This is a genomic window from Agromyces luteolus, assembly GCF_009729855.1.
Taxonomy (GTDB): Bacteria; Actinomycetota; Actinomycetes; order Actinomycetales; family Microbacteriaceae; genus Agromyces; species Agromyces luteolus.
The window spans coordinates 1-14,640 of record NZ_WODA01000014.1; the positions used below are offsets into that span (position 1 = coordinate 1).

The 14,640-nt window shown below is 75.3% G+C and carries 13 protein-coding genes and 1 pseudogene; 7 read left to right on the plus strand and 7 right to left on the minus strand.

Translation table 11 applies throughout. From position 1 onward, the window contains the following. Positions 1 to 263: 263 nt before the first annotated feature. From GLX25_RS19130 to GLX25_RS07415, 6 genes and pseudogenes are all read left to right on the plus strand, one after another. Complete coding sequence (locus GLX25_RS19130; protein WP_166548576.1) at positions 264 to 2,258, plus strand: TPM domain-containing protein; 1,995 nt, start codon at positions 264 to 266, stop codon at positions 2,256 to 2,258. Positions 2,259 to 2,308: 50 nt separating this feature from the next. Next, the gene (locus tag GLX25_RS07395) at positions 2,309 to 3,046 is read left to right on the plus strand and encodes a PspA/IM30 family protein (RefSeq protein WP_155841744.1); all 738 of its coding nucleotides are present in this window, start codon (positions 2,309 to 2,311) and stop codon (positions 3,044 to 3,046) included. A 120-nt stretch (positions 3,047 to 3,166) separates the two neighbouring features. Continuing rightward, positions 3,167 to 3,766, plus strand: a complete 600-nt coding sequence (locus GLX25_RS07400; RefSeq protein WP_155841746.1) for a J domain-containing protein — start codon at positions 3,167 to 3,169, stop codon at positions 3,764 to 3,766. A gap of 28 nt (positions 3,767 to 3,794) precedes the next feature. Beyond that, positions 3,795 to 4,700: pseudogene (locus GLX25_RS07405) on the plus strand (arginase family protein); the annotation flags it as partial. Positions 4,701 to 4,819: 119 nt separating this feature from the next. Beyond that, entirely contained in the window at positions 4,820 to 6,271 is a 1,452-nt protein-coding gene (locus GLX25_RS07410) for a dihydrolipoyl dehydrogenase family protein (protein ID WP_155841750.1), read from the plus strand. 5 nt (positions 6,272 to 6,276) lie between these two features. Then, entirely contained in the window at positions 6,277 to 6,663 is a 387-nt protein-coding gene (locus GLX25_RS07415; protein ID WP_155841967.1) for a Fe-S oxidoreductase, read from the plus strand. Between the two features lie 97 nt (positions 6,664 to 6,760). Here GLX25_RS07415 and GLX25_RS07420 read toward each other — a convergent pair whose 3' ends face one another. The 6 genes from GLX25_RS07420 to GLX25_RS07445 all read right to left on the minus strand — a co-directional run bounded on the left by GLX25_RS07420 (position 6,761) and on the right by GLX25_RS07445 (position 13,319). Then, on the minus strand, positions 6,761 to 7,792 hold the full coding sequence (locus GLX25_RS07420; protein WP_166548577.1) for an iron-siderophore ABC transporter substrate-binding protein: 1,032 nt from the start codon (positions 7,790 to 7,792) through the stop codon (positions 6,761 to 6,763). A 72-nt stretch (positions 7,793 to 7,864) separates the two neighbouring features. Further along, positions 7,865 to 8,701, minus strand: a complete 837-nt coding sequence (locus GLX25_RS07425) for an ABC transporter ATP-binding protein (protein ID WP_155841754.1) — start codon at positions 8,699 to 8,701, stop codon at positions 7,865 to 7,867. After that, positions 8,698 to 9,759, minus strand: a complete 1,062-nt coding sequence (locus tag GLX25_RS07430; RefSeq protein ID WP_271192511.1) for a FecCD family ABC transporter permease — start codon at positions 9,757 to 9,759, stop codon at positions 8,698 to 8,700. Before GLX25_RS07430 ends, GLX25_RS07425 begins: the two co-directional genes overlap by 4 nt. Beyond that, positions 9,756 to 10,835, minus strand: coding sequence for a FecCD family ABC transporter permease (locus tag GLX25_RS07435; protein WP_271192510.1), 1,080 nt, complete (start codon positions 10,833 to 10,835; stop codon positions 9,756 to 9,758). Before GLX25_RS07435 ends, GLX25_RS07430 begins: the two co-directional genes overlap by 4 nt. Next, a complete protein-coding gene (locus tag GLX25_RS07440; protein WP_155841756.1) occupies positions 10,832 to 11,803 on the minus strand; it encodes a siderophore-interacting protein in 972 nt (323 codons plus the stop codon). Before GLX25_RS07440 ends, GLX25_RS07435 begins: the two co-directional genes overlap by 4 nt. A 79-nt stretch (positions 11,804 to 11,882) precedes the next feature. Beyond that, positions 11,883 to 13,319 (minus strand): amidase, encoded by a 1,437-nt coding sequence (locus GLX25_RS07445; RefSeq protein ID WP_271192509.1) that lies wholly within the window; start codon positions 13,317 to 13,319, stop codon positions 11,883 to 11,885. A gap of 54 nt (positions 13,320 to 13,373) precedes the next feature. On the opposite strand from GLX25_RS07445, the gene GLX25_RS07450 reads away from it, so the two are divergent. After that, on the plus strand, positions 13,374 to 14,018 hold the full coding sequence (locus GLX25_RS07450) for a hypothetical protein (protein ID WP_155841758.1): 645 nt from the start codon (positions 13,374 to 13,376) through the stop codon (positions 14,016 to 14,018). A gap of 19 nt (positions 14,019 to 14,037) precedes the next feature. On the opposite strand, the gene GLX25_RS07455 is transcribed toward GLX25_RS07450, so the two are convergent. Next, positions 14,038 to 14,616, minus strand: a complete 579-nt coding sequence (locus GLX25_RS07455) for a GNAT family N-acetyltransferase (protein WP_155841760.1) — start codon at positions 14,614 to 14,616, stop codon at positions 14,038 to 14,040. Positions 14,617 to 14,640 lie beyond the last annotated feature (24 nt).

Genomic DNA, 14,640 nt, shown 5'->3' on the forward strand with positions numbered 1-14,640 from the left:
CCTATGTCACGAGACATGAGCGACGTATCACCTGTGACACATGTCGTGAACTCAGACACCTCCGGGGGCACGTCGTGAAGAGCCCGGTCCACTCAGCCTGCTGAGGGTCCGGGCTCGTTCCGTATCCGGGCTCGTCGCGTCCGCAGGTCGGTCGGATGCGCTCGGCCGGGCCGCTGCTGAGCGTCCGCCCGGAACCCGTGGACGCTCCTCGGAGCACCCCAATAGACTCCAGACATCGGCTCCGAGGGGAAGGGCACTGTCGCATGCGGTCGGTTCGCACGGGTTCGATCGCCGTCGCCGTCCTGGTCGCGCTGACCCTGCTCCAGTCCCCCGCGGCCGCGTACGCGGAGCAGCCCGTCGAGTTCGGCGCGAGCCCGGTCGTCGACACGGCGGGAGCGCTGACCCCGGACGAGGAGCGCGAGGTCGAGGCCGCGATCGACGAGGCGGCCGACCGGAGTGGCCGGCAGTTGTTCGTGGCGTACGTGGGCGAGTTCGAGGATCCGGCCGACGCCGGATCGTGGGCGACGGAGACCGCCAACGACAACAACATGGGCAGCGAGGACTACCTGCTCGCGGTCGCGATCGACGGTCGCGCCTACCACCTCTCCGCCGCCGAGGACGCCTCGCTGTCGGCTGCCGACGTCGACCGCATCGCCGTCGAGGTCGTCGAGCCGCACCTGCGCGACGGCGACTGGGCGGCCGCGGCCATCGCCGGGGCCGAGGCGATCGGGGGCGGCGGCGCCCCGGGCGGCGGGCTCGGCTGGCTCTGGATCGCCCTCCTCGTGGTCGCGGCCGCGGCCGTCGTCATCGCGATCGTGATCGCACGGCGGCGCGGCCGGGCCGGCGCGCCGCCTGCGGAAGGGCCGCCTCCGGTTCCGATCGACGAGCTCCGACGACGGGCGGGCGGCGCGCTCATCGGCGCCGACGACGCCGTGAAGACCAGCGAGGAGGAGCTCGGCTTCGCCGTCGCCTCCTTCGGCGACGACGCCACCGCCGACTTCCGCGCCGCACTCGCCGCGGCGACCGCCAAGGTGCGCGAGGCCTTCGGCCTGCAGCAACGACTCGACGACCACGAGCCCGACACCGAGGCGCAGCAACGGGAGTGGTACGCCGGAATCCTCCGCCTGACGGAGGAGGCGGAGGGACTGCTCGACGCGCAGGCCGACCGCTTCGACGCCCTGCGCGCGCTCGAGCAGAACGCCCCGCAGGCCCTCGCGGAGGTGGAGGCGTCGATCCGCGCCGCGGAGTCGGGGATCGCCCCCGCCGCGGCCCGGCTGCAGGCCCTGTCGTCCCAGTACGCGCCGACCGCGCTGGCCTCCGTCGCCGACAACCCCGAGCAGGCCCGGGCGCGCATCGCGTTCGCCCGCGACTCCGCCTCCGAGGCCGCCGCCGCGCTCGGCCGGGGCGAGACCGGCGCCGCTGCGGTGGACATCCGAGCCGCCGAGGAGGCCGCGGACCAGGCGCGACTGCTCGCGGCCGCGGTCGAGCGGCTCGCGGCCGACCTCGACGACGGCGACCGTGCCGTCGCCGCCGGCATCGCCGACCTCGACGCCGACGTGCGCACCGCACGCGGCATGTCCGACGCGGCGCTCGGCGGCCTCGCCGACCGCGTCGAGGCCGAGGCGGACGCGCTGCGCGCCGACCTCGGCCGCGCCGGCCGGTCACCGCACGAGCTCGCCGCGCGACTCGATGCGGTCAACCGCGAGATCGACGCCGCGATCGCGGGCGCGCGCGACGCGGCCGTGCAGGCCCAGCGCGCGCGGGCCGAGCTCGACCGGGCGCTGCTCTCCGCGCGCTCCCGCGTGCAGGCGGCGGAGGACTACCTGGTCGCACGCCGCGGCGCGGTCGGCGCCGAGGCCCGCACGCGACTGGCCGAGGCCGGCCGGCTCGTCGTCGAGGCGCAGTCGCTCACGGCGACCGACGCCGCCCGTGCGCTCGCCGCGGCCCAGCGAGCGGACCAGCTCGCCGGACAGGCGATGAGCCTCGCCCAACGCGACGTCGGCGGGTTCGGCGGCGCCTACGGCGGTGCTGCGGCCGGCGGCCTCGGCGTCCCGCAGGGCCGTGGCGCGAGCGGCGGCGACCTCGTCGGCGCCGTCCTGGGTGGCATCCTCATCGACTCCATGCTCGGCGGCGGACGGCGCGGCGGAGGATTCGGCGGAGGCGGGATCCCCGGCGGGTTCGGCGGAGGCCGACGCGCCCCGGGCAGCTTCGGCGGGTCCGCGACGCGCTCGAGGCGAGGAAGCGGGGGCCGCTTCTGACGCCGCCCGACCGATGACCCAGTTCGATCACCAACGGAAGGACACCACCCATGACCAAGCAGTCCATCTTCGGACGGATCTCGCAGCTCCTGCGAGCCAACGTCAACGCGCTCATCGACCAGGCCGAGGACCCCGAGGTCATGCTCGACCAGATGGTGCGCGACTTCACCAACTCGATCGCCGACGCCGAGGCCGCCATCGCCGAGACGATCGGCAACCTGCGACTGCTGGAGGACGACCACCGCGAGGACGTCACCGCGGCGCGCGAGTGGGGCGACAAGGCCCTCGCGGCGAGCCGCAAGGCCGACGAACTCCGCACCGCGGGCGACACCGCGGGCGCCGACAAGTTCGACAACCTCGCCAAGGTCGCCCTCAGCCGCCAGATCTCCTCGGAGAACGAGGCACGCGCCGCGGAGCCGCAGATCGCGGCGCAGACCGAGGTCGTGGAGAAGCTCAAGTCGGGCCTCAACGGCATGAAGCAGAAGCTCGTCGAGCTGAAGAACAAGCGCAGCGAGCTCATCGCGCGGTCGAAGACGGCCGCGGCGCAGCAGCAGGTGCACGAGGCCGTGAAGTCGATCGACATCCTCGATCCGACCAGCGAGCTCGGCCGCTTCGAGGACAAGGTCCGCCGCGAGGAGGCCAAGGCGCGCGGTCAGGCCGAGCTGGCGGCGTCGAGCATCGACGCGCAGTTCAACGAGCTCGACGACCTCGGCGAGCTGACCGAGGTCGAGGCGCGGCTCGCCGCGCTGAAGACCGGGGGCGCCCAGGGCCAGATCTCCGGTTCCTGATCGGGTGCGGATGCCGCGGGGCGGCGCCGCTGCGACGGCGACCCCGCGGCATCCGAACCCCCGACCGGCGCCGACGGCCGGGAGACGGCCCGGACTCCGCTCACGAGGGAGGTGCGGAGCATGACCCCCGACGAGGCGGCGCGCGTGCTCGGGGTCGAGCCCGGCGCCGATCAGGCGGAGCTCGACCGGGCGTACCGGCGCCTCGCGCGCGAGTTGCACCCCGACCGCTTCGTCGGAGCGCCGAACGCCGACGTGCGCGAGGCGAGCGCGCGGTTCATCGAGGTCGCGCGCGCCTACCGGCTGCTGTCCGAGGCCCGGATCGGCACGACCGGCGACCGCCCGACCGGGCGCGTCGTCGTCGAGCACCCGCCGGGCGGGCCGCCGCGCACCGTGCCGCCCCGGCGGTTCAGCACGCGCCTGTTCGCGAGCTGGAGCCTCCTGCTCCTCGCGGGCGCGCTCCTGTCGACGTCGACGACGCCCGTCTTCACCCCGCTCGACCTCTGGGGCCGGCTCGCCCTGCTCGTCGCCGCAGCGCTCGCGACGGGGCTCACCCGGAAGCGGTGGGCGTGGTGGGCGACGCTCGTCCTGCTCGGTCTCAGCGGCATCGCGGTGATCGCGTCGACCACCGTCGCCTCCCTGCTCGGACTCGGCTTCATGGCGGTGGCCTCGGTGGGCATCGCCGTCCAGGCCGGGCTCGTGCGGTTCCCCGACCAGGACTGACGGCGATCGCCCCACGCCGGCGGATCGGTCCGCCGCCCGGCGTCCCGGTCATCGCTCGCGCCCGGATGCCGCGAGGAACATACTGGGAACCATGCCGGCCGCCTTCGTCGTCGTCCCCGAATGGCAGGGTTCCGTCTCCGCGCGTGCGATGAGCCACGCCGACGGGGCGCACGCCATCAGCGGGGACCTCCCCTCCGCCGCCACCGTCGTCGTCGACGTGCCCGTCGAGGCCGGCGATGCGCTCGGCACCGGGGTGCACCGGTACAGCGCCCTGCGCCGCGTGGGCGACCTGATGCGCGAGGCGATGCGGGGCCTCGGGAGCACCCCGATCGCGATCGGCGGCGACTGCGGCATCGCGCTGGCGTCCGTCGCGACCGCGACGGCGGGCGACGCCGACTCGCTCGCCGTGCTGTGGCTCGACGCGCATCCCGACCTCAACTCCCCCGAGACGAGCCCGTCCGGCGCGTTCAACGGGATGGTGCTCCGGGCCATCGCGGGCGAGGGCGCCGAGGGGCTGGCTCTGCGCGACGGCGAACGGGTCGCCCCGTCGAGGCTCGTCCTCGCGGGCGTTCGGGCGCTCGACGCGGGCGAGGAGGCGTACATCGAGGAGCACGGGATCTCGATGCTCGACGTGGACCGCTTCCGGGAGCCGGCGGCGATCGTCGATGCGATCTTCGCGACGGGCGCCTCGCGGGTCTACGTCCACGTCGACCTCGACGTGCTCGATCCGTCCGCGATCGCCGGCCTGTCGTACCCGCTGCCGTTCGGCGCCGATCCCGACGACCTGGTGGCCCTGGTCCGCACCGTCGTCGCCGACGTCCCGCTCGCCGGCGCCTCGATCGCCGGCTTCGCGCCCTCGTCGCCCGAGGCGGCGCTCGACGACCTGCCCACGATCCTCCGCCTCATCGGCGCACTCGCGTCCGGCGCTCGCTGAGCGGAGGGCCGCACGGCCCGCCCGCCGGGAGGCCGGTGGGATCGGGCCGTTCCGCTCGCGGCATCCGCTCCCTAGGCTGGCGAGGTGGCCGGGAGCGATCCGGCGGGAAGGGGGCCCGGATGGCCAGGGAGTTCGACCTCATCGTGCTCGGGGCGGGGGCGGTCGGCGAGAACGTGGCCGACCGGGCGCGCGCCGCCGGTCTCGAGGTCGCGGTCGTGGAGCACCAGCTGGTCGGCGGCGAGTGCACCTTCTGGGCCTGCGTGCCCTCCAAGACGCTGCTGCGCAGCGGGCTCGCGCGTCGGGCGGCGCAGCGGGTACCGGGCGCGGCCGAGGCCGTGACGGGGGCGCTCGACGCCGACGCGACCTTCCGGCGCCGCGACTACTGGACCTCCGACTGGCGCGACGCGGGGGGCGTGCACTGGCTGACCGGCATCGGCGCCGTGCTCGTGCGCGGCCACGGGCGCCTCGCCGGTGAGCGTCGAGTCGTCGTCGCTCCGTCCGACGGCGGCCCGGAGGAGGAGCTCGTCGCGCGACACGCGGTGGCGGTCTGCACGGGCTCGGATCCGGTGGTCCCGGACATCCCCGGGCTCGCGGACGCCGAACCGTGGGTGAGCCGCGACGCCACGAGCTCGCACCGGGTGCCCGGGCGCCTGGCGATCATCGGGGGCGGCGTCGTCGCGGTCGAGATGGCGACCGCGTACGCGGGGCTCGGCTCGGAGGTGACGATGCTCGTCCGTAGCGGACTGCTGGGCTCCCTCGAGCCGTTCGCCGCCGAGGCGGTGGGCGAGGGCCTCGCCGACCTCGGCGTCGACGTCCGCTTCGGGGTCAGCGCGCGCCGGGTCGAGCGGTCCGCGTCGGGCGAGGTCGCCCTCGAGCTCGACGACGGCTCGACGCTCACCGCCGACGAGGTGCTCGTCGCGACCGGGCGTCGCCCCCGGTCCACCGGGATCGGGCTCGAGACCGCCGGCCTCGCACCGGGAGCGCCGATCGACGTCGACGACACCCTCGCCGCGACCGCGGTCCCCGTCGTCGACGGGTCGCCGTGGCTGTACGCGGCGGGCGACGTCGTGGGCCGGGCGGAGTTCACGCACCAGGGCAAGTACCAGGCCCGCGCAGCGGGCGACGTCATCGGCGCTCGTGCCCTCGGCCGCCCGGTGGATGCCGGCCGGTACGGGGTGCACGCGGCGACCGCCGACCACACGGCCGTGCCGAGCGTCGTGTTCTCGGACCCGGAGGTCGGCAGCGTCGGCCTCACGAGCGCCGAGGCGGCGAAGCAGGGGCTGTCGGTGCGGACGCCGGAGGTGCCGTTCTCGAGCGTGAGCGGCGCGGGCATCCTCGCCGACGACTACCGCGGGCGGGCGCGACTCGTGATCGACGCGGAGCGCGACGTCGTCGTCGGCGCCACGTTCGTCGGGCAGGGCGTCTCCGAGCTCGTGCAGCAGGCGACGATCGCGATCGTGGGCGAGGTGCCCGTGTCCCGCCTGTGGCATGCGGTGCCGGCGTTCCCGACCCTGAGCGAGGTCTGGTTGCGTCTCCTCGAGGCCGACGGCCGCCCGGAGGCCCGCGCGTGAGCCGGATGGTGCGCGTGCGGCTCACCGACTCCCCCATCAGCGTCGCGGGCTACTGGTGGGCGACGGCCGTCGGCTTCGCCTGGGGCTTCCTCTGGAGCCGGGGGCGCATCGAGGTGCGGCGCGGCCTCATCGTGTTCCGGGGGATGCCTCGCTGGACGTTCGGGCGCGGCGGCTCGTGCGTCGGCGGCTGCTACCTGACCGCGGAGAACGCCTCCGACACCGTGCTCGGGCATGAGGCCGTGCACCGGGAGCAGTGGCGCACGTACGGCCTGCTGTTCCCGATCCTGTACTGGATGTCGGGACGGAACCCGCTGACGAACCGGTTCGAGATCGAGGCCGGGCTCGAAGCCGGCGGGTACCTGCCGCGGCGCAGGCGGTCGACCGCCCGCTGACGCCGGGCGCCCCGCGGCGGCATCCGCTCGGCCCCCGGAACGGACCGCGGGCCGGGCCCCTCGTGGACCCGGCCCGCAGCTCGCGTTCAGCGCTCGGTCACTGCTCGACGACGCCCGCGATCGCGTCTACGAGGGCGGGCAGGCCGCCCTCCCAGTCGAAGCTCAGCGCCGTCGGCGGCGAGACGGACGAGACCGTCACGGGGTCGTAGACCTGGGCGACCCTGCCGGCGGCGACCGCGGGGATCGCCTGCAGCTCGGGCTTGGCGAGGAAGGCGTCCGCCTCCTCCTTCGTGCTGTGGTAGCTGACGATGACGTCGGCGTCGAGCTGGTCGAGCTGCTCGTAGCTGAGCTCGTAGAAGAAGCCGCCGTCGCTGGTGTCGAGCTCGGAGACGCTCGGGGCGACCTCGAGCCCGAGCTCGGTCAGCACCTCGATGCGCGAGTCCGCGGCCGTGTAGACGTAGACGAAGCCGTCCCCGTCCCAGACGCCGGCGAAGGTCGTGCCGGCGAAGTCGGGGTGCGCCGCCGCCTGCTCGGCGAGGCCGTCGGAGATGCCCTGCAGCACCGCCTCGCCCTCGTCGGCACGCCCGAGCGCCTCGGCCGTGATCTCGATGGTCCGGTCCCACGGAGTGGTCCACGGCGCCTCCGGGTAGGCGACGACGGGGGCGATCTCCGACAGCGTGGCGTACTGCTCCTCGGTGATGCCGGAGTACGGGGCGAGGATCAGGTCGGGCTCGGCCGCGATGAACTCCTCGTAGGGGATGGTCGCGCCGCCCTCGGGGTCGGGGATGAGCGCGGGGAGCTCTTCGCCGGCCTCCTCGTACGCCGCCTCGACCCAGGGCAGGTAGTTGCCCTCGCCCACGGTCCAGGCCTGCTCGGCGATGGCGACCGGGTACACGCCGACGGCGATCGCGGCCTCGGTGGAGCCCCAGCCCCAGGTCGCGACGCGCTCGGGCTCGTCGTCGACGATCGTCTCGCCGAAGGCGTGCTCGATCGTGACGGGGAAGCCCTCGGCGGCCTCCGAGCCCGTGCCGCCCTCGGTCGGGTCGGCGGCGGCGCCCGAGCAGGCGGAGAGGGCGAGCGCGGTGACGGCGGCGCCGGCCACGGCGATCAGGGAACGTCGAAGACGCACGGATGCTCCTTGGTTCAGAGTGGGTTGGTAAGGCTAGGCTAACCTAACTCACGACATCCCGCACGTCGGCGGTCACATGCGGTCGTCTGCCGAGTGGAACCGGCCGATCGGCACGACGAGCGGGCTCCCCGACACGGGATCCGGGATCACGCGCGCGTCGAGGCCGAACGCCTCGCGCACGGTGCCGGCGGTGAGCACCGAGCCCGGATCGCCTTCGGCGGCGATCCGACCGGCCGACATCACCACGAGGTGGTCGGCGTAGCGCGCGGCGAGGTTCAGCTCGTGCAGCACCATGACGACCGTGGTGCCCCGCTCGCGGTTGAGCGCGGTCAGCAGGTCGAGCAGCTCCAGCTGGTGCGCGACGTCGAGGAACGTCGTCGGCTCGTCGAGCAGCACGACGTCGGTCTGCTGGGCGAGCACCATGGCGATCCACACGCGCTGGCGCTGCCCTCCGGAGAGCTCCTCGATCGGCCGCCCGGCGAGGTCGGCGATGCCGGTGGCGGCCAGCGCCTCGGCGACCACCGCGTCGTCGTCGCTCGAGTGCCGTCCGAACCAGCCCTGGTGCGGGTAGCGGCCGCGCGCGACGAGGTCGGCGACGCGCACGCCGTCGGGCGCGACGGACGACTGCGGCAGGACCCCGATCCGCCGCGCGACGTCGCGGCGCGGGAGACGCGAGGCGTCCCTGCCGTCGAGCAGCACGCGGCCCGCCTCGAGCGGGTGCAGGCGGGCGAGCCCTCGCAGGAGCGTCGACTTGCCGCAGGCGTTCGGCCCGACGATCGCGGTGATGCGGCCGGGCGGGACGGCGAGGTCGAGCCCCTCGATGACGCGTCGGCCGTCGTAGCCGAGGCTCACGCCCTCGGCGACGAGCCCCGCCGCCGGCGCGGGTGCGGGAACGGGAAGGGCGCTCATGCGCGGCTCCTCTCGGTACGGGACAGCAGCCACAGCAGGTACGGCGCGCCGATCACGCCCGTGACGATGCCGAGCGGCGCGGTGAAGCCGGGGATCGCGAACTGGCCGGCGACGTCGGCGCCGAGCGTGAGCACGCCGCCCACGGCCGCGGACGCGGCGATCGCCGCTCCCCCGCGACCGACGAGCCGCCGCGCGACGGCCGGGGCGATGAGGGCGACGAACGCGATCGGGCCGGCGACCGAGGTCGCGAGCGCCACGAGGGCGACCGCGACGACGAGCAGCGCGACGCGCGCGGCATCCGCCCGGACCCCGAGCGCGCGGGCGTGGTCGTCACCGAGCGCCAGGGGTCGCAGCACTCGCCCGAGGAACGCCAGGACGCCCCCGCACGCCGCCGTCCCGACGACGAGGAGCCAGAGCTCGTCGCCGCGGACGTCGGCCACGCTGCCGACCGTCCAGTGCAGCGCCGTCTGGGCCTCGCGCACCTCGGCGCGCGCGAGCAGCCACGCGACCGTGGACCCGCACAGGTAGGCCATGCCGACGCCGACCAGCACGAACCGCACGCCGTGCAGGCCCTGCCGCCAGGCGGCGAGCCAGATCACGACCGCCACGACGAGGCCGCCGCCGAAGGCGAAGCCCGCGACGATCGCGCCGCCGGCGCCGAGGCCGAGGATCGCCCAGACCGCGCCGAGGCTCGCGCCGGCCGAAACGCCGAGGATGTCCGGACTCGCGAGCGGATTGCGCAGCGTGGACTGGAAGACCGCCCCGGCCAGCGCGAACGCGACGCCCACGACGAGCGCGGCGACGATCCGCGGGAGCCGCAGGTCGAGCACCACGAAGCGGTCGAGGCGGTCCCCGCCGCCGAGGATGACCGCCAGGACGCGATCGGGCGTGACGCCCGCCGCGCCGAAGGAGAGCGCCGCGAGCGCGACCGCGACGGCGAGGCCCGCGCCGATGACCACGACCGCGACGCGGCGCCGTCGGTCCGCGCGCCGCACGGCCCCGATCCCCACGGCGTCGACGGGCTCGCCGGCCCGCGCGATGCGCACGTCCGCCGTCACAGCCCGGCCACCCGTCGGCTGCGTGCGATCGCGATGAGCACCGGCGCCCCGAGGAACGCGGCGACGACCCCGGCCTCCAACTCGGCGTTCGGCACGACCAGGCGCCCGATGACGTCGGCCGAGAGCAGCATGATCGGCCCGAGGACGAGCGCGAGCGCGGTGATCCAGCGGTAGTCGCTGCCGACCAGGCGCCGCGCCGCGTGCGGCACGACGAGCCCGATGAGCGCGATCGGGCCGGCGAAGGCGACCGCGGTGCCGCACAGGAGCACGAGCGCGAGGCCGGCGACGCCGCGCGTGACCGCGACGCGCTGGCCCAGCGCGGAGGCCACGTCGTCGCCGAGCGCGAGGAGGTTCAGCCGGTGGGCGAGCGCCGCGGCGAGCACCACGCCGACCGCGAGGAACGGCCACAGCGCGGCGACGGTCGACAGGTCCCGCCCGGTGAGCGAGCCGACCGCCCAGAAGCGGTACTGGTTGAACGCCTCGGTGTCGCGCAGCAGCACGAGCGCGATGAGCGGCGTGAGGAGGGCGGTGAGCGCGGCTCCGACGAGCGCCAGCCGGACCGGCTGCGCCCCGCCGATCGCGAAGACGACGGCGGCGGCCGCCGTCGCGCCCGCGAACGCGAACCAGATGAAGCCGAGCGGCGCCGTGACGCCGAGCAGCGAGATGCAGAGCACGACCGCGAGCGACGCGCCGGCGTTGATGCCGAGGAGGCCCGGATCGGCGATCGGGTTGCGGGTCACGCCCTGGATGAGCGTCCCCGCGAGTCCGAGCGCGATCCCGGCGGCGATGCCGATCACGGTCCGCGGGATCCGCAGCTGCACCACCACGGCCTGGTCGGGGTCCGCGAGATCGGGTGCGACGAGCGCCTGCCAGACCTCGGCGGGGTCGATCGTCCGCACGCCGAGCGCGAGGCTCGCCGCGACGACGACGATGAGCGCGATCACGCTGCCGACCAGCACGAGCACCGCACGGCGGGTGTGCGGCCGGCCGGCCGCTGCTCGACGGCGACCCGAGGGATCGCGCGCCACGGGCGCCGCCGACGGCGACGCCTCCACCCGGGCGGATGCGGCGCTCACGCCAGTTCGGCGCGGCCCCGCCGCCAATACCCCATGAACGCCACCTGGCGGCGGTCGAGCCCGGCCTCGCGCACGAGGAACCGGCGGAGCGCCGTGATGACGGATGCCTCGCCGGCGAGCCAGGCGTAGCAGTCGCCGTCGAGGCTCGTGCCCTCGGGCACGTCCCAGAGGATGCCGTCGGCGTCGGCCGCGGCCTCGAGCTCGGCGAGCGTGCGGCGCGCGGACTCGGCGGCCGCCGATGCGGGGTCGGCGCAGTCGCGGAGCCAGCACGTGCGGGCGACCCAGTCGCGGACCGCGGGGACGAGCCGTTCGCCGTGCGCCTGCGCGTCCGCGCGAGGGAGCCAGCGCACCTCGACGCCGGCCGGCGCGGCGACCTCGAGCGCGTCCTCGGCGCTCGGGACCTCGATGATCGCGGCGCCCTCGGCGTCGGCGGGAAGCGACTCGAGGATCGCGCAGATCGCAGGCGCCGCGGTCTCGTCGCCCGCGAGCAGCACGGTGTCGACCGCGCCCGGGCGCCAGTCGATGCCGATCGTGCGACCCTCGCTCAGCTCGTCGGGGCCGACGAGCACGATCTCGTCGCCCGACCGCGCCCTGGTCGCCCAGGCCGAGCCCGGCCCGGCGTCGCCGTGCGCGACGAAGTCGACGTCGACCTCGCGGACGTCGGGACGCACCGAGCGGATCGTGTACGTGCGGAACGGGTTCCGGTGCTCGGCGGGCAGCTCGCGCCACGCGGAATACCAGTCCTCGCCGGCGGGGAAGTGCGCGAACCCGGATGCCTCGAGCGGCAGCACGACCTTCACCCGCTGGTCGAGCCCGGCGGTGCCGAACCCGGCGAGCTCCTCGCCCGCGAACGTGACGCGCGTGAAGTGCGGCGTGAGCCGCCTGACACGGGCCACCCTCGCCCGGAAGCCGCGGTAGGCGGGACGCGGACGCGCGGGCGCGGCGGCTTCAGCAAGTGAGGTAAGCATTACCTAAGTCTTGCACACCGATCGAGGCGGATGACACCACGGCGACGCGGCGACGCGGCGACGCGTCCGCGGGCGTCCGTCACCAGACGGGCGGACGGCGTCGGCCCCGCCGAGCCGCCCGCTCGAGCTGCGCCGCGAGCGCGAAGAGGGTCGACTCGCCACCCGGTCGGCCGATGAGCTGGACGCCGATCGGCAGGCCGGCCTCCGTGTCGTGCACGGGCAGCGTTAGCGCGGGCAGCCCCGCGACGTTGACGAACGACGTGTACGGCGTGAACCGCACCTGCTGCGCGAAGTTCTCCTCCGCGTCATCCGCGTCGTACCAGCCGACGGGGCGCGGGGTCATCGCGAGCGCCGGCGTGAGGACCACGTCGACCGCCGAGAACCGCGCGATCGTGCGCCGCTCGAAGCCCGCGAGCCACCCCAGCGCCTCGGCGAGCTCGCCCGCGGTGCGCTCCCGCCCCCGTTCGACGAGCCAGCGCGTGAGCGGTTCGAGCGCGTCGTCGGACCCGTCCGGGACGACGATCCCCGCGGCGCCGGCCTGCCAGACGGTCCGGAACGCGCCGGGGTAGCCGGGCTCCGGCGCCGGCGCGAGCCCCTCGACGCCGTGCCCGAGCCGGTCGAGCAGCGCGATCGCGTGCTCGACCGCCGCACGCGGTTCGTCGTCGACGCGGATGTCGGTGAAGTCGTCCCAGGGCGTGTCGAGCATCACGCCGACCTGGAACCGTCCCTCGCCCCGGATCGCCGCCCCGAGGTACGGCCCGTCCTCCCCCGGGGGGCGCAGTGCGAACGGATGCCGCGCCGGGTAGCCCCGCGGCGCGATGAGGCCGTCGAGGAGGAGCGCCGCGTCCGCGACCGTCCGCGCGAGGGGGCCGACCACGCCGAGGCCGGCGAGGCGGTCGATGCCGGATCCCGCGGGGACCCGCCCGCGCGAGGGCTTCACGCCCACCAGCCCGCAGGACGCGGCCGGGATGCGGATGGATCCCCCGCCGTCGCTGCCCGGCGCGAACGGGAGCATGCCCGCGGCGACCGCCGCCGCCGCTCCACCGCTCGAGCCGCCCGCGCCGAGGGAGAGGTCCCACGGGGTTCGGGCGGGACGGCCCGCGAGCGGCTCGGTGTACGACGGCAGGCCGAACTCGGGCGTCGCGGTCTTGCCGAGGCTCACCGCCCCGGCGGCGTCCACGTCCCGGACGAGGTCGTCCGACTCGTCGGGCACGTCGCCCGCGTAGGCGCGCGACCCGTACGACGTGACCACGCCCGCACGCGGGTGCAGGTCCTTGTCGGCCAGCGGCATCCCCCAGAGCGGCGCCGCGTGCGCGACGTCGCGCTCGACGAGCCGCGCCCGCTCGAGCGCCGCCTCCGGCGTCACGTGCGCGAACGCCCCGACCTCGCGGTCGAGGCGGTCGATGCGAGCGAGGTAGTGCTCGGTCGCCTCGAGCGGGGTCACGTCGCCGCGCTGCAGCAGCTGGTGCAGCTCCAGCGCGGTGTACTCGTGCAGGTCGTCGTGCAGGTCGGCCACGCCCCGAGCCTACGCACCGGGGCTGCGCGGCAGCACCCCGGTAGAGTGGCGCGCGTGGCGGGGGTGACGGGCACGCGCATCGCCGGTGCCGTGGCGCGGCATCCGCTCGCCTGGGGCGCCGCCTGGAGCGCGCTGCTCGCCGTCGCGACCGCTGCCGGGATCGCCGCCGGCTGGCCGGGCTGGGTGCTCGGCGCGCTGCTCGCCCTCCTCGTCGCGCCGTCGCTCGCCGCGACCGTGGCCGTGCTCCACGCCACGCCGCGTCGGCGGTTCGACGAGATCTCCTCGGTGTTCGGACACTTCGCGATCCGCTACGTCGCGCTCGTCATCGGCGTGATCGCGTGGAGCCTCTCGGTCGTGGTCGGCGCCGCGATCTCCGCGGTCATCCAGCTCGCCGCGGAGGGCCGGGAGGCCGACATCGTCGGGGTCGGCCTCGACATCATGCTCGTCATCGTGCCGACCGTGGTCGGGCTGCTGTGGGCGGCGTTCGTGCTCCGCTGCGCCTGGTTCCTCGCGCGCATCCGCGGCTGGCGGGAACTGCCGGCGGGCGACGGCGTGCCGGCGGACCTGCTCGCCGAGCGCCCCGGGCTGCGGCGCACCGTCGTCGCGCTCGCGCATCCCGCGCTGTTCGGCCTGTCGGGCCTGTTCGTCGCGTGCGCGCTGCCGTTCCTCCAGGGCAGCGTCGAGATCCTGCTCGCGTGACGCCGGGCCGCGGCATCCGCTACTTCAGGGTCTTCTGCAGGAGCACCGTGCCGAGCCAGCGGTCGAACTTGAACCCGACCCGGCCCATGCGGCCGATCTCGTGGAAGCCGAACCGCTCGTGGAGCCGGATCGACGCGTCGGCGCCCTGGTCGGCGATGACGGCGATCATCTCCTTCAGCCCGGCCTCCTTCGACGCGTCGATCAGGGCGCCGAGGAGCGCCCGCCCGAGCCCCTTGCCGGATGCCGCGGGGCCGAGGTAGATCGAGTTCTCGACCGTGTACCGGTAGGCGCGCTTCTGCTTCCACGGCGTCACCAGCGCGTATCCGAGCAGCTGCCCCGTGGGCGACTCGGCGACGAGGAAGGGCATGCCGAGCCGGTTCAGGTAGGCGAACTTCTGCTTCCACTCCCGGAGCGTCATCGCCTCCTCGTCGAAGGTGACGGTCGAGTTCGCGACGTAGTAGTTGTAGATCTCGCGCACGGCGGGCAGGTCGGCGGCCCGTGCGCGGCGGATCTCGAAGGAGAACGGCGCCTCGGGCACCTCGGCCTTGCGCAGGTGCCGCGGCAGTCGCCTGCGCGCCTGGTATTCCTCCTCGAGCATCCCGCCATGCTACGCGCGCGACGT